At 64.4% G+C, this 23,066-nt stretch carries 17 protein-coding genes; 10 read left to right on the top strand and 7 right to left on the bottom strand.

The features are described 5' to 3' along the window. Positions 1-5: 5 nt before the first annotated feature. From HU749_RS00275 to tagQ, 9 genes are all read left to right on the top strand, one after another. Entirely contained in the window at positions 6-1,316 is a 1,311-nt protein-coding gene (locus HU749_RS00275) for a DotU family type VI secretion system protein (RefSeq protein WP_013694571.1), read from the top strand. Further along, on the top strand, positions 1,313-4,813 hold the full coding sequence (gene tssM, locus HU749_RS00270; RefSeq protein WP_186649392.1) for a type VI secretion system membrane subunit TssM: 3,501 nt from the start codon (positions 1,313-1,315) through the stop codon (positions 4,811-4,813). Before HU749_RS00275 ends, tssM begins: the two co-directional genes overlap by 4 nt. Further along, positions 4,810-5,463, top strand: a complete 654-nt coding sequence (gene tagF, locus HU749_RS00265; RefSeq protein WP_186649390.1) for a type VI secretion system-associated protein TagF — start codon at positions 4,810-4,812, stop codon at positions 5,461-5,463. The genes tssM and tagF overlap by 4 nt, the downstream gene beginning before the upstream one ends. Then, the gene (locus HU749_RS00260) at positions 5,464-6,195 is read left to right on the top strand and encodes a PP2C family protein-serine/threonine phosphatase (protein WP_046064486.1); all 732 of its coding nucleotides are present in this window, start codon (positions 5,464-5,466) and stop codon (positions 6,193-6,195) included. After that, positions 6,192-9,299 carry a serine/threonine-protein kinase gene (locus HU749_RS00255; protein WP_186649388.1) on the top strand — a complete coding sequence of 1,036 codons (3,108 nt, stop codon included), beginning with the start codon at positions 6,192-6,194 and terminating at the stop codon, positions 9,297-9,299. Before HU749_RS00260 ends, HU749_RS00255 begins: the two co-directional genes overlap by 4 nt. Continuing rightward, a complete protein-coding gene (locus HU749_RS00250; RefSeq protein ID WP_186649592.1) occupies positions 9,299-10,015 on the top strand; it encodes an ABC transporter ATP-binding protein in 717 nt (238 codons plus the stop codon). The genes HU749_RS00255 and HU749_RS00250 overlap by 1 nt, the downstream gene beginning before the upstream one ends. Beyond that, positions 10,015-11,211 (top strand): ABC transporter permease, encoded by a 1,197-nt coding sequence (locus tag HU749_RS00245; protein ID WP_186649386.1) that lies wholly within the window; start codon positions 10,015-10,017, stop codon positions 11,209-11,211. Before HU749_RS00250 ends, HU749_RS00245 begins: the two co-directional genes overlap by 1 nt. Then, on the top strand, positions 11,204-12,931 hold the full coding sequence (locus HU749_RS00240; RefSeq protein ID WP_186649384.1) for a formylglycine-generating enzyme family protein: 1,728 nt from the start codon (positions 11,204-11,206) through the stop codon (positions 12,929-12,931). Before HU749_RS00245 ends, HU749_RS00240 begins: the two co-directional genes overlap by 8 nt. A gap of 85 nt (positions 12,932-13,016) precedes the next feature. Further along, positions 13,017-13,955, top strand: coding sequence for a type VI secretion system-associated lipoprotein TagQ (gene tagQ, locus HU749_RS00235; RefSeq protein ID WP_046064481.1), 939 nt, complete (start codon positions 13,017-13,019; stop codon positions 13,953-13,955). Between the two features lie 630 nt (positions 13,956-14,585). Here the strand turns inward: tagQ and HU749_RS00230 are convergent. After that, on the bottom strand, positions 14,586-14,969 hold the full coding sequence (locus HU749_RS00230) for a DUF6124 family protein (RefSeq protein ID WP_014340872.1): 384 nt from the start codon (positions 14,967-14,969) through the stop codon (positions 14,586-14,588). 524 nt (positions 14,970-15,493) lie between these two features. Between HU749_RS00230 and HU749_RS00225 the strand changes: the two genes are divergently transcribed. Further along, on the top strand, positions 15,494-15,874 hold the full coding sequence (locus tag HU749_RS00225) for a helicase (protein ID WP_186649382.1): 381 nt from the start codon (positions 15,494-15,496) through the stop codon (positions 15,872-15,874). Positions 15,875-16,067: 193 nt separating this feature from the next. Here the strand turns inward: HU749_RS00225 and HU749_RS00220 are convergent, their stop codons facing one another. From HU749_RS00220 to exbB, 6 genes are all read right to left on the bottom strand, one after another. Then, positions 16,068-17,465: an aminoacyl-tRNA deacylase and HDOD domain-containing protein gene (locus HU749_RS00220; protein ID WP_186649380.1), complete on the bottom strand. Its 1,398-nt coding sequence runs from the start codon at positions 17,463-17,465 to the stop codon at positions 16,068-16,070. Between the two features lie 79 nt (positions 17,466-17,544). Beyond that, entirely contained in the window at positions 17,545-19,620 is a 2,076-nt protein-coding gene (recG, locus tag HU749_RS00215) for an ATP-dependent DNA helicase RecG (protein ID WP_079303061.1), read from the bottom strand. Positions 19,621-19,629: 9 nt separating this feature from the next. Then, positions 19,630-20,550, bottom strand: a complete 921-nt coding sequence (locus tag HU749_RS00210) for a hydrogen peroxide-inducible genes activator (protein WP_003206891.1) — start codon at positions 20,548-20,550, stop codon at positions 19,630-19,632. Between the two features lie 269 nt (positions 20,551-20,819). Continuing rightward, on the bottom strand, positions 20,820-21,575 hold the full coding sequence (locus HU749_RS00205; RefSeq protein ID WP_079303060.1) for an energy transducer TonB: 756 nt from the start codon (positions 21,573-21,575) through the stop codon (positions 20,820-20,822). Continuing rightward, positions 21,572-22,000 carry a TonB system transport protein ExbD gene (gene exbD / locus HU749_RS00200; protein WP_003206888.1) on the bottom strand — a complete coding sequence of 143 codons (429 nt, stop codon included), beginning with the start codon at positions 21,998-22,000 and terminating at the stop codon, positions 21,572-21,574. The genes HU749_RS00205 and exbD overlap by 4 nt, the downstream gene beginning before the upstream one ends. Before the next feature lie 6 nt (positions 22,001-22,006). Next, positions 22,007-22,978: a tonB-system energizer ExbB gene (gene exbB, locus HU749_RS00195; RefSeq protein ID WP_079303059.1), complete on the bottom strand. Its 972-nt coding sequence runs from the start codon at positions 22,976-22,978 to the stop codon at positions 22,007-22,009. Positions 22,979-23,066 lie beyond the last annotated feature (88 nt).

Genomic DNA, 23,066 nt, shown 5'->3' with positions numbered 1-23,066 from the left:
CCGCGATGAGTAACGACGATCGTACCCAGTTCATGCCGACGCCCGGTGGCCGTGGTGGAGATCCCTTCCGCCCGGACGCTGGCCGGCCACAGCCGACGCCTGCGCCTGCACCGCTGTCGATGCCGGCCGCGCCGGTGCTGACCGGCAAGGCCGAGGGCCTCAACCCGCTGGAAAGCGCCGCCGGCCCACTGCTGGCCCTGCTGACGCGCCTGCGCAACACCATTGCCCACCCGGCGCCGGCCAGTCTGCGCGCACAACTGCTGGCCTACCTGCGCCAGTTCGAAGAGCGCGCCGAGGCCGCCGGCGTGGTGCGCAACGATGTATTGCTGGCCCGCTACGCCTTGTGCACCGCGCTGGACGAAGCGGTGTTGAGCACCCCGTGGGGCGGCACCAGCGATTGGGGCAAGCAAAGCCTGTTGATCACCGTGCACAACGAAGCCTGGGGCGGCGAGAAGGTGTTCCAGCTGCTGGAGCATTGCCTGCAAAGCCCGCGCGAGCGCCTGTATCTGCTGGAGCTTTTGTACCTGTGCATGTGCCTGGGTTTCGAAGGGCGCTACCGGGTGATGAACGACGGTCGCAGCCAACTGGAAGCGTTGCGTGAGCGCACCGCCGCCGTCATCCGCAGTGCCCGTGGCGATTACGAGCGCGAGCTGTCGCCGCACTGGCGCGGTGTCACTGTGGCCCGTGATCGACTGGCGCAATTCATGCCGCCGTGGATCGCCGTGGCCATCGGTGCAGCCCTGTTGCTGGCGCTGCTGTTCGGCCTGCGCATGAAACTGGCCTCCGATGCCGAGCCGGTGTTCAAGAACATTCATTTCCTTGGTGAAATCCCGGTGCAGACCATCGACCGTCCTGTGGTGCAGCCCAAAGTGATCGAGCGCCCACGCCTGGCCGGCTTCCTCGCCGATGAAATCCGCGCCAACCGCATTGCCGTGGAAGACGCCGTCGACCGCTCGGTGGTGACCATCCGCGGCGATGAACTGTTCGCCTCGGGCAGCGCCAGCATCAAGGACGATTTCCAGCCGCTGATGCTGCGCATCGCCGATGCGGTGCGCAAGGTCAAGGGCCAGGTCCTGGTCACCGGGCACAGCGACAATCGCCCGATCGCCACCCTCCGGTTCCCGTCCAACTGGGCGTTGTCCGAAGCGCGGGCGCAATCGGTGCTGCAAATTCTCTCGGCCAAGACTGGCCAGCCCGAGCGCTTCAGCGCCGAAGGCCGCAGCGACACCGAGCCGTTGGCATCCAACGCCACCACAGAGGGGCGTGCGCGCAACCGACGGGTTGAAATCACAGTATTGGCGGAGGGGGTCGAGTGAAGGCGTTTTTCAGTTTTATGACCCGCTGGGTCATCCCATTGCTGGGGCTGATCGCCCTGAGCCTGATCATCTGGTTCGTGGGCCCGCTGCTCGATTGGCTGGTGCCCGAAGGCCGCCGCTGGGCCTTGATCATCCTGGTGTTCGCGGTATGGATCGCCTACCGGGTGCTGCGCATCATCCAGGCGCGCCGTCAGGCCGCCGAAGTGATGCGCAGCCTGGCCGCGCAAACCCCACCGGACCCGACCAGCATCGCCACCGCCGAAGAGCTCGAAACCCTGCGCCAGCGCATGGACGAAGCCTTGGCCCTGCTCAAGAAAGCCAAGCTGGGCGGTGACGAGCGCCGTAATCTCTACGAGCTGCCGTGGTACGTGATCATCGGCCCGCCGGGTTCGGGCAAGACCACCGCGCTGGTCAACTCCGGGCTGCATTTCCCACTGGCCGCGCAACTGGGCGCCGGGGCCGTGCGCGGTGTCGGCGGTACACGCAATTGCGATTGGTGGTTCACCGACCAGGCGGTCCTGCTCGACACCGCCGGCCGCTACACCACCCAGGACAGCGACGCGACCATCGACAAGGCCGCCTGGCTGGGCTTCCTTGGCCTGTTGAAAAAACAACGGGCCCGGCGCCCGATTGATGGCGCGTTCATCGCCATCAGCCTGTCCGACCTGCTGCTGGGCAGCGACGCCGAGCGCGCCGCCCATGCCGCCGCAATCCGGCTGCGGATCCAGGAGCTGTACACCCAACTGGGCGTGCGCTTCCCGATCTACCTGATGCTGACCAAGCTCGACCTCGTGCCCGGATTCATGGAGTATTTCGATACCCTGAGCAAGGAAGAGCGCGCCCAGGTCTGGGGCATGACCTTCGCCCTGGACGATGGCAAGAGCAGCGACAGCCCGCTGGCGCACCTGCAAAGTGAGTTCACCGGCCTTGAGCAGCGCCTCAACGACCGCTTGGTGGAACGCCTGCAACAAGAGCGCGACCCGGCGCGGCGCGATCTGATCTACGGTTTCCCGCAGCAGTTCGGCGCCTTGAAAGATTGCCTGCAAAGCTTCCTCGAAGGCGTGTTCAAACCCAACGCCTTCGAAGAGCGTGTGTTGCTGCGCGGCGTGTATTTCACCAGTGGCACCCAGGAAGGCAGCCCGATCGATCGCCTGATCGGCTCCATGGCCCAGAGCATGAACCTGGACCGTCAGCACCTGGCGCGCCAGACCGGCACCGGGCGCAGCTACTTCATCGAAAAACTCTTCACCGCCGTGGCCTTCGCCGAGCGCGGGCTGGTGGGTGTTGATCCGAAAGTCGAGCGACGGCGCAAGTGGATCGCCCGCGGCGTTCTGGCCTCCACCGTGGTGCTGGTGTTGGTTGTCAGCACGTTGTGGTGGGTCAGCTACCGCGCCAACCAGGCCTACATTGCCCAGGTCGACCAGAAGGTCGCGCCATTGGGGCAAACCGTGCAGAACCTCAGCCCGGCGCAACGCGACGTCCTCGCCGTGTTGCCGTTGCTCAACGCCGTGAAGCACCTGGCTGACGACGCACCGAGCTGGGCCGAAGGCCTGGGCCTGTACCAGGGCGACATGCTCGAAGCCGAGTCTGGCAGTGTCTATCGCAAGCTGCTGATCGCGGTGTTCGCGCCACGCTTGCTGACGCGCATCGAAGAGCAACTGCACAGCGGCGGCAATTCGGATTTCCTCTACGAAGGCTTGAAGGCCTACCTGATGCTCGCCGACACCGAGCATTACGATGCCGACTTCATCAAGGCCTGGATCGCCCTGGATTGGGATCGCAGCCTGCCGCGGGATTTGCCGGCCGAGCAGCGCCAGGCCCTGACCGCGCATTTGCAGGCGCTGTTCGAGCGGCGTCCGCCCCTCGCGCGCCTCGACCCACGCCTGGTCGAAGACCTGCGCCGCCAGTTGCAGCAATTGCCGGTGGCCCAGCGGGTCTATGACCGCATCAAGCGCCAGAAACTGCCCGAAGGTATCCCGGACTTCCGCATCAACGAAGCCGCCGGGCGTGATGCGGCGCTGGTGTTCAGCCGCAAGAGCGGCAAGCCATTGGGCGAGCCGCTGAGCGGGTTCTTCACCGTCAAGGGCTATCGCCAGGGCTTCCTGCTCACCAGCCTGAGCCAGACCGGCACTCTGGCCGAAGAGCAATGGGTGCTGGGCCACGAAGAGGCCGATCAGCAGAACGTCGCCAGCCTGGCCGCCGATGTGCGTCGCCTGTACTTCCAGGACTACCTGCGCCAATGGGACGCCTTGCTGGCCGACATCGACTTTGTGCCGATCACCAGCGTGGCCCAGGCCGCCGATGTGCTGCGGGTGATTTCCGGCCCGACCTCGCCGTTGAAAAAACTGCTGGTGGCGGTGGCGAAGGAAACCGACCTGCAACAGGATGAACGCCTGCTGGCCGCCCAAGGTACGCCGGTAGAAGGCGGTGTGGACAAGCTCAAGGAACGCCTGGGCAGCTTGCTCGGCCAGGAGCAGGCGACGCAAAACGCACCGGCGCAAAGCGATGACCCGATCACCGCGCACTTCGCCGAGCTCAACAGCATCGTCAGCAAAAGCGAAGGCGAGCCGGCGGTCATCGACGGTCTGCTGGCGGACATGAACGCCCTGTACGTGCAGGTCAGCGCCATGGTCGGTGCCAGTGGCGACGCCTTGCTCGGCGAAGCCAAGAACCAGGCAGCAGCCGCCGCTACGCGCGTCAGCCTTAATGCCGAACGCCAGCCGCCGCTGGTGCAGGGCCTGGTCAAGTCGGTGGTCAACTCCACCACCAACAGCATGATGGGCGGGGTGCGCAACCAACTGAACGCCGCCTGGACCAGCGAAGTGGTGAACATCTATCGCCAGTCCCTGGCCGGGCGCTATCCGATGTCGCCAGGCAGTGCGCGGGACGCGACCCTGGATGACTTCGGCCAGTTCTTCGGCGTCGGCGGGGTGATGGACAACTACTTCCGCAAGTACCTGCAACCCTACGTCGACACCTCGACCCCGACCTGGCGCTGGCAGCCGGGCGCGGCGCAGAAGCTCGGCATCGCCCCTGGCGTGCTGCAGACCTTCCAGCGCGCGGCGACCATCCGCGATGCGTTCTTCCGTTCCGGCGGCACGCAGCCGATGGTCCGTTTCGAGCTCAAGCCGGTGGCGATGGACTCGACCATCACCCAGTTCCTGCTCGACCTCGACGGCCAGCAACTGAGCTACGACCACGGCCCAAGCCGCCCGACCGCCATGCAGTGGCCGAACCCGGGCAGCATCGGCGTGGTGCGGATCTCGATCATGCCACCGTCGTCCAGCGGTCGCTCCGGCATCACCCTGGATGGGCCGTGGGCCTGGTTCCGGCTGCTGGAGCAATCGGACCTGACCGCCGGCAACTCGCCGGACCGCTTCAACCTGCGGCTGCGGGTCGATGGCGCCAGCGCCTCTTATGAGCTGCGGGCCAACAGCGCCTTCAACCCATTCAAGAGCCGGGTGCTCAGCGGCTTCAGCCTGCCGGAGCGGCTATGAGTACACCGGGCTTCTATGGAAAGTTGGCCAGCCGCGGCGATTTCGTCAGCCGTGGCTTGCCCCAGAGTTTTATCGGCCCGTGGGATTCGTGGCTGGCGGCGGGTTTGCTCGCCAGCCAGAGCAGCCTTGGCGAGCGCTGGCTGGATGCCTATCTGGTCAGCCCGCTGTGGCGCTTCATGGTCGCGCCGGGAGTGTGTGGCCCGGACGCCGCGGTCGGCGTGGTGATGCCGAGCATCGACCGGGTCGGTCGTTATTTTCCGCTGACCGTCGCGATGCTGCTGGAGCCCGACGCGGACCCGGCGTCGGTGGTGGGCGGGGCGGACGAGTGGTTTGAGCGAGTCGAGAACCTGTTGCTGAGCACGTTGAGTGTCGAGGCCAGTTTCGAGGCGTTCAACGAACAGCTGGAGACCCTGGGCAGCCCGATGTACCTGCCGCGCACGCCGAGCAGCCGCTTCGCCAGCCTGCATCGCTTCGATGCCACCGACCCGCAGCGGCGCATGAGCGCCCTCGCCGAGGCGGCCTGCGAAGGCGCGAGCCTGTGGTGGGGCCAGGGATCGGAACGCATTGCCCCGGGTTTGATGCGCTGCCAGGGACTGCCGGCGGCAGCTGATTTTGCGCAATTTTTGCTCGGCCAAGAAGGTGTTGTGTAGATGCGTCCAAGTGCCGGAAAAGCAATCAAGTCTGCAAGCAAGAGCCATGTCGGGATGGTCCGCCAGGTCAACGAAGACGCCTGCCTGGACCTGCCGGAAAACGGCCTGTGGGTCGTGGCCGACGGCATGGGCGGGCATGCGGCGGGCGACTACGTCAGCAGCCTGATCGTCGACAGCCTGCGCAGCATTGCCGTCGGGCGTTCGCTGGACGAATACGTCGCGGCGCTGCAAAGCGACCTGCTGCGGGTCAACGCCGCCGTGCGTGAAGAAACCGCCAACCGTGGCGTGACGATGATGGGCAGCACCGTGGTGGTGTTGGCCGCCCGCGACCTGCGCGGCATGTGCCTGTGGGCCGGTGACAGCCGTTTGTATCGCCTGCGCGACGGCGTGCTCGAAGGCATCTCCCGCGACCACAGCTACGTCCAGGATCTGCAGGACAGCGGCCTGCTCAGCGAAGCCGAGGCGCGGGTGCATCCACGGGCCAACATCGTCACCCGGGCCATTGGCGTCGAGGCGCAACTGAACCTGGCGCTGACCGAGCTGCTGCTGGTGCCCGGCGACAGTTACCTGTTGTGCAGCGACGGGCTGACCAAGACCGTCGAGGACGATGAAATCCGCGAGGTATTGAGCCACGACGAGCCCGGCGAAATCGCCAGCAGCCTGGTGTCCCTGGGCCTGATGCGCGGCGCGCCGGACAACATCACCGTGGTGGTCGTGAAGGTGCCGTCATGAGCTTGACCCTGAACATTGTCATCCCCGGCTACGACATCGAAGGGCCGATCGGTGAAGGCGCGATGGCCAGCGTGTACCTGGCGACCCAGCGTTCGCTGGAACGCAAAGTGGCGTTGAAAGTGATGGCCGCCGCCCTGGCGGCCGACCCGACCTTCTGCGAGCGTTTCCTGCGCGAAGGCAAGACCCTGGCGCGCCTGTCGCACCCGCACACCGTCACCATCCATGACATCGGCAACGTCGGTGAGCTGTACTACATGGCGATGGAGTACCTGCCCAACGGCACGCTCAAGGAACGCATCGCCGCGGGCCTGACGCCGGAGCAGGGCCTGACCTACATCCGCCAGATCGCCTCGGCCTTGGGTTATGCCCACGGGCTGGGCCTGGTCCACCGTGACGTCAAGCCGGCCAACATCCTGTTCCGCGCCGATGGCACGGCGGTGCTTTCGGACTTCGGCATCGCCAAGTCCCTGGACGACCGGACCCAGTTCACCCAGGCCGGCTTCGCGGTCGGCACGCCCAGCTACATGAGCCCGGAACAGGCCCGTGGGCAAGACATCGACGGCCGCGCCGACCTGTATGCCCTGGGCGTGGTGCTCTACGAAATCCTTGTTGGCAAACTGCCGTATACCGGCAACGACGCACTCTCCACGGCCCTGGCGCACCTGACCGAACCGTTGCCGGAACTGCCGGTGCACCACGGCCGTTACCAGGACGTGTTGCGCAAGCTGCTGGCGAAGGATCCGGCGGAGCGTTTCCCGGATGCGGCGGCGTTGCTGCGGGCGTTGGATAACCTGCCAGACGAGTCGGCGGAAGCGACGCTGATCCGGCCGTTGTCGTTGCAACTGCCGGAGACGCCGAATGTGGATGACTTGGCGGGTTTGACGCCCATGTCCATCGACATTCCCAGCGGCCCGGCTTACTCACCACCGCCGCCACAATCGCAGGCAAAACCACAGTCCAAGCCAGTTCCTCCGCCGATAAAACCGACGGTTCAATCCTCGGTGTCGGAGCAACGCAAGGGGCCGGTGTTCGCCCTGGCTGCCGTTGCGGTCGCCGTGGCGCTGGCGTTGGGTGGCGTGGGTTATTGGTGGTTGTCCGGTGATGACGGCAAAGACGTGAAGACGCCAGTGGCCACGACCACCTCGGTCAAGCCTCCTGAAGTGTCGCCGCCGAAGGCCCCGGAAGTGCCAGCAGTCAAACCACCCGTTGCCCCGCCGGCTCAGCCACCGGTGGCGACCGAGGCCGATGGCGGCCAGCGTCCGCTGTTGATGGCCGGCAAGAAAACCTTGTTCCAGCGCGTGCTCAGCAAACCGGGGGCGAAGCTCGCCGATGCGCCGGGCGCCGCACCGGGCAAGGCGCTGCCGGCGTTTTCCGTGCTGTACGTGTATCAGCGCAAGGACATCGACGGCGGTTCGTGGGTGCGGGTCGGCGCAGCCACCGACGGGCGCAGCGACGGCTGGTTGCCCGCCGCCCAGGTCAGCGACTGGAAGCAAAGCCTGGTGCTCAAGTTCACCGAACGTTCCGGCCGTGCGCCGGTGATGTTCCTGCGTCAGGCCGGCGAAGTGGAAAAGCTCTTGGCTAACCCTTCGGCGGCCAGGAACGTGTTGCTCAAGGCCCAGCAGAGCCCGCAGGAGGACCAGCAAGTGCTGGCCCTGGAGCCGGCCGCGAGCGCGGTGCCGCAGAGCCAGTTCTACCTGTTGCCGATTTTCGATTCCCGCGAAAGCCTGGATGAAAACGGCCAGCCGGTGCAGTTGCTGAATGTCGCGTCGATCGACCCTGGCAACACCCCCAAGGCTGCGAGCAACACGCCGATCACCACCGCCAATGCCGACGCGTTCCGCACGGCCGTGGTGCTGGTGGTGGACACCACCGTATCGATGCAACCCTACATCGACCAGGTCCGCGACGTGGTCCACGAACTGCAAACCCGCATCGCCGAGCGTGGCGAGTTGGACAGTGTCAGCTTCGGCATGGTGGGTTTCCGCAGCAGCATCAAGAAAACCCCGGGCCTGGAATACGTCGCCAAGACCTTGATCACCCTGGAGCAGGGCCGCGACCCACAACGCTTCATGGAGCTGGCGCGGCAGGTCAAGGCATCGACGGTGTCGAGCCATTCGTTCAACGAAGATGCGTTTGCCGGGGTCATGGAAGCCGTCGAAGGCATGGACTGGTCCGGTTACGGTGGGCGTTTGATCCTGTTGGTCACCGACGCCGGGGCCCTGCGCAAGAACGATCCATTTGCCGCCACGCAAATGAACGAGGCCGAAGTGCGCCAGGCGGCGCTGGGCAAGCAGATCAAGATCTACGCCCTGCACCTGCTCAGCGACGCCGGCAAGAAAACCCACGGCGGTGCCCAAAGCCAGTACCGCACCCTGACCGCCGACGCCAACCCGCAGATCGGCGACCTGTACATTCCGGTGCCGGGCGCCGATGTGCGCAAGTTCGGCGAGCGCGTCGACGAGATCGGTTCGGTGTTTGCCGACCTGGTGCATCAGGTGCGCAGCAACAAGGCGCAAAGCGTGCCACTGCTCAGTGCCGCGCCGAGCCTGGCCGACAAATCGGCCGCGGTTGGCTACGCGATGCACATGGACTTTTTGGGGCGTAAATCCGCCAGCCAGGCGCCGCAACTGGTCAGCGCCTGGACCGCCGACCGCGACCTGACCAACCCGGCACTGCCGGCGTTCCAGGTCTGCGTGATGCTGACCAAGCTGCAACTCAATGACCTGCAGCAGTCGCTCAAGCTGATCGTCGACGCGGCCCGCAAGACCCAGAGTTCGCCCAAGGATTTCTTCCAGGAAATCGCCAGCGCCAGTGCCTACATGAGCCGCGACCCGTCGGCCCTGCGCAAGGGCGGCAACCTGGCCGACGGCGGGATTCTCGGCGAGTACCTCGAAGGGCTGCCGTACCGCAGCAAGTCGCTGAACATGACCCAGGACCTGTGGCTGTCCTTGAGCGTGGCCGAGCAGGAAGACTTCATCGACGAGCTGGATTCGAAAATCCGCCTCTACGAAACCTTCCACAACGACCTCGCCAACTGGGTGCGCTTCGGCGATGCCGAGCCGGGTGACGCCTTGTACCGCGTTCCGTTGTCGACGCTGCCGTGATGCTGACCCTGAACGCCGTGCATAAAAGCCGGGGCACCGGCAGCCAGCGCTACAGCCTGGTGATTCCACGACTGCACTTGCGCGGCGGTGAACAACTGGCGGTGGTCGGCCCCAGCGGCTGTGGCAAGAGCACCTTGCTGGACTTGCTGGCGCTGGTATTGGCACCGGATCAGGTCGGGCAGTTCGACTTCGCGCCTGCCGATACGCCGCTGGACATCGCCAAATTGTGGCGTGCGTCGCAACAGGGCACCTTGGCCGAGCTGCGCAGCCGTTACCTGGGTTATGTTCTGCAAACCGGCGGCCTGTTGGGCTTCCTGGACGTGCGCGGCAACATCGCGTTGTCGCGCAAATTGCTGGGCTTGAAGGATGACGCAAGCGTGACGCGCCTGGCTGGGCAGTTGGACATTGCCGATCAACTGGACAAAAAACCGGCGGACTTGTCTGTCGGCCAACGTCAGCGGGTCAGCTGTGCCCGGGCGTTGGCCCATGGGCCGCGCCTGCTGCTGGCCGATGAACCGACCGCCGCCCTCGACCCGCTGAACGCCGAGCGCGTCATGCAGTTGCTGGTGGCCCAGGCGCGCGAGCACGGCGTCTGCTGCGTGATCGCCACCCATGACGAGGCGTTGGCCCGTGCCAGCGGTTTGCAGGTGCGGCGCATCAGTTGCCGTCGCGACGTCGACGGCGGTGTCACCGCCACCCTCGGGGAGGCTTGCTGATGCGCGGCGCGCTGGTGGCTTCCCTGGCCTGGCAGGATTACCGCAACGATGCCTGGCTGTCGGCCTGCTCGGTGTTGGCTTTGGTGGCCGTGGTGGCGCCGTTGCTGGTGCTGTTCGGCCTGAAGTTCGGCTTGGTCAGCAGCCTCACCGAACGCTTGCAGAACGACCCGGCCACCCGGGAAATCATTCCCTTGGGCGGCGGTCGCTTCAGTGCCGAGTTCGTCGAACAATTGAGCCAGCGCGGCGACGTGGCCTTTGCCTTGCCGCGCACCCGGCAGATCGCCGCCACGGCAGATTTGAGCGGCGATGCGTCGCTCGTCACGGTCGAGATGATTCCCACCGCAGCCAGCGATCCCTTGTTCGATCACTTGCCGGTGCCGCAAGGCCTGGATCAAGTGGTGCTCAGCCAGACCGCCGCTGAAAAGCTCGGCGCCAAGGCCGGCGATTGGTTGCAGGCCAGTTTCGGCCGGCAGGTGGCCGGTCGCAGCGAGGCGCAGCGCACCCGCGTGCAGGTGCTGCACGTGCTGCCATTGGAAGCCTTCGCCCGGGACGGCTTGTTTGCGCCGCTGGCGTTGCTGGAGGCGGCGGAGGATTACCGCGACGGCCGTGCTGTGCCCGCGTTCGGCTGGCCGGGGGATGTGGTGGGCGTGGCTGGGCAACGGGTCTACCCGGCGTTTCGTTTGTACGCCCGCAGCCTCGGCGATGTCGAGCCGCTGCGGCAGTATTTCGCAGGGCAAAACCTGTTGGTATCGACCCAGGCCCAGACCATCGCACAAGTGCAATCGCTGAGCCGCAATCTGTCGATCGTATTCTGGATCATCGCCGGGTTGGCCTTGGCCGGCGCGTTCGCGGCGATTTTTGCTGGCGCCCTGGCGGCGGTCGAACGTAAGCGCCGGGAGCTGTCGGTGTTGCGCCTGCTGGGGGTTTCCACCGCGGCGCTGTTGTTGTTCGTGGTGTTGCAGGCGCTCTACAGCGCCACACTTGCGGCCCTGCTCAGTGCTGGCCTGTATGGCCTGGCGCAGTCGGGCCTGAATTATTTATTTGCGCAGATGCCCGGTGAATACGCCAGTCATCTGTTGGTGCGTCACTACACCTTGGCCCTGGTGGCCGTGCTCGGCGTCAGTGCCGTCGCGGCGGCTTGTGGTGGCTGGCGGGTGGCGCGCATTCAGGCGTGTGAAGGAATTCGCGATGTATAAGTTATTGGGCGCCGCCGTGGCGCTGAGCCTCGCCGGTTTGGTCTGGGCTGATGAGAGCACGGACAAGCTGGACAACCCCAAGCCACTGCCGGACGACGTCAGCCTGCCGCTGCCGTGCGAAGGCCAGATGGTCTTCCGCTACGTCTACATCCTCGCCCAGGGCACCCTGGACGACCGCGAGATCAGCCTCGGTTACCCGTTCAGCGAAGGCGAGGCGGGCTATCAACAGTCGTTCATTTCCGGCTACCGGCGCGACTTCATCAACGGCCAGTTCACCCTCAAGGATCTGCCCAAGGACTGGAACAAGACCATCACGCCGTTGATGCCCAAGACCGACGCCAAGACGCCGCTCAAGCCGATGCTGTACTTCATCGGCAAGTACGAGGTCACGGCCCGGCAATACGCCCAGGTCATGGCCCAGGCGCAATCGCTGGCCAGCGGCGAAGCGGCGCCGGCCTGCGAAACCTTGCAAGCCGATTTGCCCCAAGGCGTGGCGGGGCGGTTGCCCAAGGTGAAACTGTCGAAGTTCGAGGCCGAGCGCTTCTCGGCGGTGTACAGCGCTTGGCTGATGAAATACCACAAGGACCTGCTGCCGGTGAGCGGTCGCGGTACTTCCGCCGAAGACGGCGGGCTGGGTTTTGTGCGTTTGCCGACGGAAGTCGAGTGGGAATTCGCCGCTCGTGGTGGGCAAGCCGTCAGCCGCCAGGACCTGGAAGGGCGCCTGTTTCCGCGGCGCCTGGAAGGCAGTGAAAGCGACGGGCCGCTGGCCGATTGGGCGGTGTTCAACCAGGTCGCCGGTGGCACTGGCCAGGCGGCGCGGTTGATGCCCATCGGCACCAAGCTGCCGAACCCTATCGGCCTGTTCGACGTGGTGGGCAACGCCGCCGAGATGGTCCAGGAATCCTTCCAGTTGGTGCACGCTGGTCGCCGCCAGGGCGCCTATGGCGGCTTCGTGGTCAAGGGTGGCAACTACCTGGAAGGCGAGGGCACGCTGTTCACCGGCATGCGCCGCGAATACCCGCTGTTCGCCGCCGACGGCACCGAGCAAAGCAACGAGACCACCGGTTTTCGTGTGGCCGTCGGTGCCTTGTCGGCGCCGCGTTCGCGCTACAAGGAGTTGTTTGCCCAATGGCAGAAAGAAGGTCGGCTCGCGTCGCTGACCGATGCCATCGATGATGCCGACGACCCGACCAAGCGCCTGGACAGCATCATCGCCGCCAGCGCCGACCCGCGCCTGCAAGCCGAACTGGGCCTGGTCAACGAAGAGCTCAAGCGCAACGTCTCGCTCATCGCCCAGCAGCGCGAGGAAGCGGCGGGCAACCTGATTCAGTCGTCGGCCCTGGTGGCCGAGACGGTCAACAACTACAACATTCGCCTGACCAATCTGCAGAACAGCCGGCAAGCCGCCCTGGATGCCAAGGACGAGGCCAGCGCCACGTTGTTCGCTACGGCCATCGACAACGGCCGCAGCGCGCTGGATGGCGCGGTGGCGATCTACATCGACAACCTGGCGACCGGCACGCGCTACACCGATGCCGTGATCCAGGCGCAGTTTCAACGCATCAAGGAAGAGTTGGAGCGCAAGCCGGTACTGGGCAAGAGCCTGGTGGCGCGTGCAACGTTATTCGTTCGTCATGTCGGGGATTATCGTCAGCAAAAACGAGCCGACCCGGCGGCGATATTGAAGGAATTGCTCGCATCGAACGCTCAGCGGTCTTGAGTGTTCGTTGTCAGCGAGCTTGGAAGGGACTCAGGCGGCGATAGCGCCGCGCTGAGCTGGTCAACACTTAAAAGAGAACACAACTATGCTTTTCTCCCGTAAACCTTTGGCTTCGGTTTCCAAGCGTCACTTGCTGATGGTCGCTGTCGGCTTCAGCACCGTACTGACCGGCTGCGCCACGTCGCCGACTTCCAAGGTCGCCTCGAGCACCAAGGTCGAGTACTACCCGAACTGCTACGAGCCGGTGCAGCACCTGCGCTCCACCGAAGGCAACATGACCAAGTCCGTGGTCACCGGCGCTGCCGTCGGCGCAGTCGGTGGTGCACTGCTGGGCGTCCTGACCGCCGATAAGGAAGACCGTGGCCGCAACGCCGCCATCGGTGCCGCAGGCGGCGCCCTGGCCGGTGGTGCAGCCGGTTACTACACCGAGCGCCAGAAGCAGATCGCCGATGACAACATGCGCATCGCCTCCTACGCTGCCGACGTCAGCAAAAGCGCGTCGGACATCGACCGCAGCACTGCCTACGCCAAGGCTTCGCAGCAGTGCTACCAGAGCGCGTTCAGCAAACTGGTTGCCGACCGCAAGGCCAAGACCGTCAATGACACTGAAGGCCGCAAGCGCCTGGCAGAAATCGTCGCCGGCCTGAAAGAGTCGAACGACCTGATCGTCGCGGTCAACGGCAAAGCGTCCGAAGACCTGAACAACTACACCCAGGCTTACGAGAAAGACCTGCAGCAAGTGGGTGTGCAGCGTACTGACGTGGTGACTGTGGCCACTGCCGATACCACGCAGGTTGTGGCGCAGACCAGCACCAAGACCAAGAAAAAAGTGACGCCGGCGAAGAAGAAAGAACTGCCAACCGTGCCTAAAGAAGCGGTCGCCACTGAGAAAACCTTGCAGGACGCCAAGGCCAAACAGGATCAAAGCAAGCAGGTCGCCAGTGCGGGTACCACTCAGGTCAACAGCATGTGCAAAAACCCGGACCTGGGCGACTGGGCACCGGTGCCTTGCCCGAATGTTTGATTGAGTGATGGCGGCTGATCATTGATCAGCAGCCAAAACCCTGTGGGAGCGAGCTTGCTCGCGATAGCGCTGGTTCAGTTGGCATTAATGTCGACTGATACACCGCCTTCGCGAGTGAGTTCGCTCCCACAGTTGTTTCTGGGTACATATCCGTTGTTGCGGTAACGGCGGCTTAGGGTTCCGCCCTGACGGCGGGTCACTTTTGAAGAGCGCAAAAGTAACCAAAACGCTTTTGCCCCACCACTTGGTGCCTCGCTTAGGCTCGGCATGCCCTCACTCCGACATTGCTCCGTGGGCCCGCCGCGAAGGGCCATCCATGGCCCAGCGCGGCTATCCCGGCATCCATGCCGGGATGCCCACTCCACAATGCCTGCGTTCGGCCAGCGTGGTTAACGGGGCGCGGAGATCAACGTCCACCGCGAGGCGGCCTAGTAGCCGGCCTGGCTCTTGCGGTCGTACACCTCTCAGATCTGTTTGAGCAGGACCTGTGGGAGCAAAGCTTGCTCGCGAGGCGGCCTAACAGCCGACCTGGTTCTCCCGGTCGTACACCCTCAGCTCTGTTTGAGCAGGATCTGTGGGAGCAAAGCTTGCTCGCGATGGCGCCGGTTCAGCCTGCATCAATGCAAAGCTCTACACCTTGGCGCCGGGCGCCACCGCCTCCTTGGTTTCTAGATGATCCAACGCCCGCTCAACCAACAACTGCACCCCATCGGCCATACGGCTGATAGCCAGGGCGACACAGCGGCGTGAGTCATCCACGTCGTCAGCCAGGTCGGCGGCGATGGTGCTGATGGAGAGCAGGTCTTCGGAGGCGTTGGCCAGCAGGGTTTCGGTGTCGATGTGGGGGGCGACGATGAACAGCTTGGTGCTGTCGGGTTCTGGCGGTGAGGCGGGCTTTGGGTTGAGGTAGTAGTCGAGGGCGCGGGTGGCGGCGTCATCGAGCTTTTTTTCTTCCTGCGCTTGGACGCGGGATTTGTGGCCGTTTTGCGGCGGATTGGGAGTGACCTTGAACATATTATTTTTCCGGTATTGGGGCTGACATCCTCTCGCTTGCATTCGAAAAGGGTGGCAACTGTGCGTAAGTGTGCAAGACCGGCCCGGAGTATCCGGCAGACCCGAAGGTCTCCCACGCACAGTTGCCATAACGGGGCGCGAGCATAAAAAAATGCTCGTCCAATAGCTATAACCAATTGTGCTCCAGGTCGGACTTGCACGTCCGTGTCACCGTTTTTTGGTGACGAACAGAGGTTAGCGGCCCACGCCCACCGCGCCTAGTTCATGAACAGCCCGGCGTTTTGAAGGAAATGTCCGAGGAACAGGAGAGTAAAAAGATCAAAAGATCGCAGCCTTCGGCAGCTCCTACAGAAATCGACGTAGGAGCTGCCGAAGGCTGCGATCTTTTGATTTCTGTTTTTGTGACTTGGCAGTCATCTTTCGCGAAAACTAGCTGATCTTCCGCTAAAGCGATTCGATGATGGCGTTAAGCCGAAGAATCGCTAAACTGCCAGCCATTGATCTTTTCTCACGAGGTTGTGCCCATGAAATTTCGTTTTCTGCTGTGGATGCTGGGGTTGTTGATGGGCAAGGCCAGCCGGACCAATCCGGCGTTCCAGCAGCAGTTGGGCGATAAGGAGCTGGTGTTCCAGCTGCAAACCCTGGACGGCAAGGTCGCCCGGCATTTCACCGTGAAAAACCAGCGCATCACTAGCCAGTCCGGCACTTACTCGGAGCCTGCGTTCGCCATTGCCTTCAAGGACGCCGCCTATGGCTTCGCCACGATGCAGGCGAAGAACAAGCAGCTGGCGTTCATGACGGGGATTCAGGACAAGTCGATCCAGATCAAGGGCAACCCGGCGCTGGTGATCTGGTTCCAGGGGCTGACCAAGTACTTGAAGCCGAAGAAGGCCAAGAAGGTCTAGTCGGGAAATCCTGTGGCGAGGGAGCTTGCTCCCGCTGGGCTGCGAAGCGGCCCCACATGGATTGAGGCGGTCCTCCAGGCGGATCGCGTCGGCAGGTTTTGCGTCTGCTGCGCAGCCGAACGGGAGCAAGCTCCCTCGCCACAAAAGCTCATCAGGCCGTCAGCCATCAATGAGCGCATCAGCCACCCGGCAATCAATGGCCAAACTGCGAAGCCAGCTCCCGCAGCAACACTTCCGCGTCCAGCACTTTGCTGACTACATCGTTGGCCTTTTCCCGGGTCAAGCCCACGCGTTCAAGCAGCGCGTCCGGGATCTCTTCATCCGGGCCGGAGCCGATGCTGCGCGAGCGCAGCAGGCGCACCGCCAGGCACACCAGGTTCGGATATTCGGCATATTCGCCGTCGTAGTGCGGGTCGTGCTGGAAGCGCAGGGCGGTGGCCAGTTCGTCGGGCATGTCCCAGTAGCGCATCAGCCAGGCGCCGATCTGCTCGCGACTGATGCCCAGCAGGTGCTGTTCCACGTAGCTGTGGCACAGGTGCGGGTTGACCTCCAGGTGCCGGCAGATCAGCGAGAAGTGCGGCGGGAACACGTGGGCCAGTAGCAGGTAACCGAAGTTGTGCAGCAGACCGGACAGGTAGGTCAGGCCGCCTTCGGGACGCTGGGCGCGCGGCATGGCGCGGGTCAGGCCTTCGATGACGGCGGCGGTGTAGATCGACTGGTGCCAGTACGGCGTGGTGTGTTGCGGGTGGTCCTTGGGTAGGCTCAGGGTCTTGCCCAAGGCCAGGCCCAGCGCCAGGTTGATCACCAGGTCGAAGCCCAGGACCCGCACGATGGCATCTTCCACCGAACGAATCTTGCCGGGTGATGCGTAGTAGGGCGATGCCGCCCAGCTCACCACTTGCGCGGCCAGGGCCGGGTCGGTTTCCACCACACCGGTGATGTCATCGATGGTCGCGTCCGGGTCGACCCGCAGCTTGATGATTTTCTGCGCGGTTTCGGCCAGCGGCGGGATCTCGATGGTTTCTTCCAGTCGTTGCTGGATACGCCGGGCGGTGAACGCCTGCACAGCCTGGGTGATTTCCGCGCGGTCGTCGTGCGGGCGGTCCAGGTTGGGGGTGATGTTGCTCACGGGTTCACCGAACGTCGCGGCGCTGGCCTTGGTGAGCATGGTCTTGAACGCTTCGCTGGTGACTTCCAGCAACAGCCCCGGTTCGCCGGAATTGATCAGCAACTTCGGTTCGCGCAGCAGGCTTTCTTCGTACAGGCACGGCGAGCTGGTCAGCGCCGGCAGGCCGGGCAGCAGGCTCAGGCTGTGTTTGCCGAGCATGCGCTCCAGGCGTTCGGTCGGCACTGCCGTGAGTTTGCGACCAGTGAGTTCGGCCAGGCGGTTGAGGTCCAGTAGCTGGCTTTGCGGAAACAGCACCATGAGCGCGCCAACGGCATCGTGCAGCAACACTGCCTGCACTTTGCGGGCTGGGTTCAGGCCGGGGCGTTCGAGCACTTCGTCAAAGCCGATGCCCAATTTCTCGAGCAACAGCCGAATAACAGACGGAGCGTGCGGGGATTCGGGGACGAGGGCAGCTTCTGTCATGGTCTGTATCCGTTTTCCTACAAGTTGGTCAGTATAACCAGCTTGTCCGGTACGCGCGTCTTGAAAACTGAGCGCGTGCTCACACTTGGCCGTATTGCTGCCCATGACGCAGCCAGCGATCCAACAGCGGGCTGACGTGGTCGGGCCAGCGTTCCAGCAGCGCCTGGGCGGCATCGCGTACGGCGGGGAGCAGGTCGGCGTCGCGCATCAGGTCGGCTACCTTGAATTGAAGCAGACCGGTCTGGCGCGTGCCGAGCATTTCGCCGGGGCCGCGCAATTCGAGGTCTTTTTCGGCGATGACGAACCCGTCGTTGGTTTCGCGCATGATCCCCAGCCGCTGGCGGCCGATCTGCGACAGCGGCGGGTGGTACAGCAAGACGCAATGGCTGGCGGCGCTGCCCCGGCCCACCCGGCCGCGCAGCTGGTGCAACTGCGCCAGGCCCAGGCGCTCGGGGTTCTCGATGATCATCAGGCTGGCATTGGGCACGTCGACGCCCACCTCGATCACCGTGGTCGCGACCAATAGCTGCAGGGCGCCGGCCTTGAATTCAGCCATGACGGCGGCTTTTTCGGCGGGTTTCATGCGGCCGTGGATCAGTCCGACCTTCAACTCGCCGAGGGCGGCGGTGAGGTCCTCAAAGGTGGTTTCGGCCGCCTGGCAGGTCAGTTCCTCCGACTCTTCGATCAAGGTGCACACCCAATAAGCCTGCCGCCCTTCGGCACAGGCGCCGCGCACGCGCTCGATCACCTCCACTCGTCGGGTGTCGGTGACCAGCACGGTATTGACCGGTGTGCGGCCGGGGGGCAGTTCGTCGAGGATCGAGGTGTCGAGGTCGGCGTAGGCGCTCATCGCCAGGGTTCGCGGGATCGGCGTGGCGGTCATGATCAGCTGATGAGGGCACATCCGCCCACCCACGCCTTTCTGCCGCAGGGCCAGGCGCTGTTGCACGCCGAAGCGGTGTTGTTCGTCGATGATCACCAGGGCCAGGTTCTTGAACTGCACTTCGTCCTGGAACAGCGCATGGGTGCCGACCACCATGGGCGCGCCTTCGGCGATCTGTGCCAGGGCGGTGACGCGGTTCTTGCCCTTGAGCTTGCCGGCCAGCCAGGCGACTTCGATGCCCAGCGGTTCGAGCCAGCGCTGGAAGGTGATGAAATGTTGTTCGGCCAGGATCTCGGTGGGCGCCATCAGCGCCACCTGATAACCGGCCTCCAATGCCTGCAGCGCCGCCAGGGCGGCGACCACGGTCTTGCCGGCGCCGACATCGCCCTGGATCAGCCGCAGCATCGGCTCGGGCTGGCTCAGGTCGTAGGCGATTTCGTTGCCGACCCGTTGCTGGGCGCCGGTGGGGGCGAAACCGAGGTTGGCCAGGTAGCGGGCCGGCAGATCCCTGGCCTTGGGCATGGCCGGGGCACGCAGGGAGCGCAGGCTTTCGCGCAGGCGTTGCTGGGACAGTTGATGGGTCAGCAGTTCTTCGAACGCCAGGCGATGCTGGGCCCAGTGATGGCCGAGGGCGAGTTCGTCCACGTCGGCATCGGCGGGCGGATGGTGCAGGTAGCGGATCGCATCGGCCAGGGGCGCCAGGTGGTAATCCCGGGCCAGTTCCGTGGGCAGCCAGTCGGGCAGGCTGCTGGGGCCGAGCAGGGTCAGGGTTTGCTGGCAGAGCTGGCGCAGGCGTTGTTGGGTCAGGCCTTCGGTGAGCGGATAGACCGGGGTCAGGGTTTCATCCACGGGCGGCGGTTCGTCACCGGTGATGCTGCGATATTCCGGATGATAGATCTCCAGCCCCGACGCCCCTGGCCGCGCCTCGCCGTAGCAGCGTACGCGGGTGCCGCGCTTGAGGCCTTCCTTTTGCGCATTGCTGAAATGATAGAAGCGCAGACTGAGCCCGCCGGTGCCGTCCTGCAGGCGCACCACAAGGCTGCGACGGCGGCCCATGACCACGTCGGCGCCGCTGACGGTGCCTTCGATCACCGCATCCTGCCCCGGGCGCAAATGGCCGATGGGCACCACGCGGGTGCGGTCCTGGTAACGCAGCGGCAAGTGAAACAGCACATCCTGGAGATTTTCCAGGCCGACCTTGGCCAGTTTCTCGGCCATGGCTTCACCGACACCCTTGAGTGCCGTGACCGGCACTTTCGACAGCTCCGTCATGGCCGTGGCTTACTTGCCAGCGGGCGGCTTGGCCACGGAGCACAGGCGGATCGAGTCGGCGAGGATCTCGATGGCCTTGGGCCGCGGGAAACTGGCGCGCCAGGCGATGGCGACGGTGCGGAACGGCACGGGCGGCGTCAGCGGACGGACTTCGATCACGCCCGGGGCGTAATGATGGCTGTCCACCGCCGACAGCGGCAGGATCGAAATGCCCAGGCCCGACGCGACCATGTGGCGGATGGTTTCCAGGGAGCTGGACTCCACCGTGGTGTGCTTGGCGCCTTCGCTGCCCTTGGTCAGGGTCGGGCAGGCTTCGAGCACCTGGTCGCGGAAGCAGTGGCCTTCGCCGAGCAACAGCAGGCTCTTGTCGTTGAGCAGGGCGGCGTCGATGGTTTTTTTCTGGGTCCAGGGGTGCTGGGCGGGCATCAGGACGTAGAACGGTTCGTCGTAGAGCGGCAGGGTCAGGACGTCGGCTTCGTTGAACGGCAGGGCGATGATGATCGCGTCCAGCTCGCCGTTGCGCAGCTTGTCGCGCAGCACATGGGTGAAGTTTTCTTCGATGTACAACGGCATCTGCGGGGCGACCCGGTGCAGTTGCGGAATCAGGTGCGGGAACAGGTACGGGCCGACGGTGTAGATCGCGCCGACTTTCAGCGGGGCGGTCAGTTGGTTCTTGCCGGCCTGGGCCAGTTCGCGAATGCCCTGGGCCTGCTCCAGGACCTTTTGTGCCTGGGCCACGATGCCTTCGCCCACGGGGGTCAGGCGCACGGCGCTTTTGCTGCGCTCGAAAATCAGCACACCGAGTTCGTCTTCAAGCTTTTTCACACCCACCGACAGCGTCGGCTGGCTGACGTGGCAACGCTCGGCCGCATGGCCGAAATGCTGCTCTTGGGCGAGGGTCACGATGTAGCGTAATTCTGTGAGGGTCATGGCGAGCGTCCGTGAAGTTGCGAGCCAAGCATACCGGCTGCAATCGATAGACGCACGTTATCAGAGTGGGGGTGCGGTGTGACACTGTCCAATGTGCATGCATGATCTGTGGGAGCAAGGCTTGCCCGCGATGAGGTCAACGCGATACTCGCTGGAACCGAGGTGCCTGTATCGCGAGCAAGCTTTGCTCTCACAGTTGTCCTTGCTCTAGAGGGGCCTTTGCTTGCTACCAGAAATAAGAAAGCCCCCTGTTACAGGGGCTTGCAAGGTCAACGCCGGCGCTTGTCGATGGAGTACACAAACGGTGCCGTCAGTTCGATGGTGCCGTTGGTCAGCAGCTCCGTCGGCGGCTTGGGCAGCGGTTGGGCGCGGCGGATCATTTCCAGGGTGGCCTTGTCCAGCAACTCCGTGCCGGAGCTGCCCACCAGTTCGAATGACAACACGTTGCCTTCGGCATCCACCACGAAGCGCAGGCGGTTGGTGCCTTCCTTGTTCATCTGCTGGGCCCTGGGCGGGTACTTCTTGTACTTGCCCAGGTGCGCCAGCAGCGTGCCCTGCCAATTGGCCTTGGCCGCCGATTGCGCAGGCGACGGGCCAGGAGCCGGTTGCGCGGACTTCTCGGCGACTGACTGGGTTGGCGGGGTGTCGCTGGGCTTCTGCTCCGACGGCTGTTCCTTCGGTGGCTCGGGCTTTTTCTCCACCGGTTTGGGTTTGGGCGGTTGCGGCTTTGGCTTGGGCTTGACCGGCTTGGGCACGGAAATCTCCGGCTTCGGCGCTTCGGCAAGCTTGGGCAGCGGCAATTCTTCGACCGGCTCGGGAGGTTGCGGCGGTGTGACGACTTTTGGCGGTGCCGGTGGCGGCGGGGCGGGTACCGGCGCCAGCTCGACCATCATTGCCTGGGGAGGCAATTCGATGGGCGCGCGTGATGTCCAGTTCAGCGCTACGGCGATGGCCAGCGCATGCACGCCCAGCACCACGGCCAGGCTACCGCTGTAACGCGTCAGCTTTTGGCGCGTCGTGATCATTTCTTGGGCGCCGTCTCGAGTCCGACCAAACCGACTTTCAGGTAACCGGCGCCCCGCAGCGCGTCCATCACGCTCATCAGGTCGCCGTAGTCCACGCCTTTGTCGGCCTGGAAGAAGATCGTCGTGTCTTTCTTGCCCTGGGTCTTGGCGTCGAGGGTCGCGCCGAGAGTTTCGGCCTTGACCTCGTCTTCTCCCAGGAACAGCCGCTGGTCGGCCTTGACGCTGAGGAACACCGGTTTCTCCGGCCGTGGCGAAGGCTTGGCCGTCGACGCCGGCAGGTCAACCTTGATGTCCACGGTGGCGAGCGGGGCGGCCACCATGAAGATGATCAACAGCACCAGCATCACGTCGATGAACGGCGTGACGTTGATTTCGTGGTTCTCGGCCAGATCGTCGTCTGCGCCTTCTTTCAAATGCAGGCCCATGGCCGATTACCCCACTTTCACCATGTGCGGTTGCGAGCCACGCTCGGGTGGCAGGTGGTCGAGGTCGCGGCTGACCAGCAGCAGGACTTCGGCCGAAGCGTCGGAGACCTGGGCCTTGTAGCCGGCAATGGAGCGGGCGAAGACGTTGTAGATCACCACGGCCGGGATCGCTGCGACCAGACCCAAGGCCGTTGCCAGCAGGGCTTCGGCGATGCCGGGCGCAACGACGGCGAGGTTGGTGGTCTGGGTCTTGGCGATGCCGATGAAGCTGTTCATGATGCCCCACACGGTGCCGAACAGGCCGACAAATGGCGCGGTAGAGCCGATGGTGGCGAGCACGCCGGTGCCGCTGCTCATGTTGCGACCGCAGGCGGCGACCAGGCGCTCGAGGCGAAAGCTCACGCGTTCCTTGATGCCTTCTTTCTCGCGGCTGTTGGCCGACAGGCGCATCTCTTCGAGTGCGTCATGCACCAGCAGGTTGGCAAGAGTGCCTGCCTTCGCGGCAGTGGCGCTGGCTTCCTTGAGGGTGGTGGCTTTTTTCAGGGCGGCGATTTCACCGCGCAAGCGACGCTTGGCACCCAGCAGCTCGAAGCCTTTGGCAATCCAGATGGTCCAGGTGATGATCGAGGCGATGGCCAGGCCGATCATCACGATTTTCACGATGATGTCGGCGTTCTTGTACATGCCCCATGGCGACAGGTCGTGGGCCATGCCCAGGGAGTTGTCGGCTTCGAGCACTTCAGGTGCGTCGGCTTCGACGGCTTGGGCCGGGTCGGTGGCGACAGGCGTGGCAACGGGAGCAGCCGGGTCGGCCGGTGCCTGGGCAGCAGCCGGTGCGGTGGCCGGCGTTGTGGCGGGTGCCTGCGCATCGGCGAACGCGGCGACAGGTGCCAGCAGCAGGCTGAACAGCAGGGCGGCTACCGTGCTCCAGGCACGAGGTCGATTGGTTGGCGAAGCGGGGGCTAGAGAACGTTTCATGCTGGCCGGACCTGAGAGGAAAAAGAAGGTTGATGTTCTTCCAGGCCTCGTGAGGCCGAGAACAAAAGTGACGGGCATTATTGCAATT

The sequence above is a fragment of the Pseudomonas ogarae genome (assembly GCF_014268695.2).
In the GTDB taxonomy this organism is placed as follows: domain Bacteria; phylum Pseudomonadota; class Gammaproteobacteria; order Pseudomonadales; family Pseudomonadaceae; genus Aquipseudomonas; species Aquipseudomonas kilonensis.
This window is presented reverse-complemented; position numbering and strand designations above follow the sequence as displayed.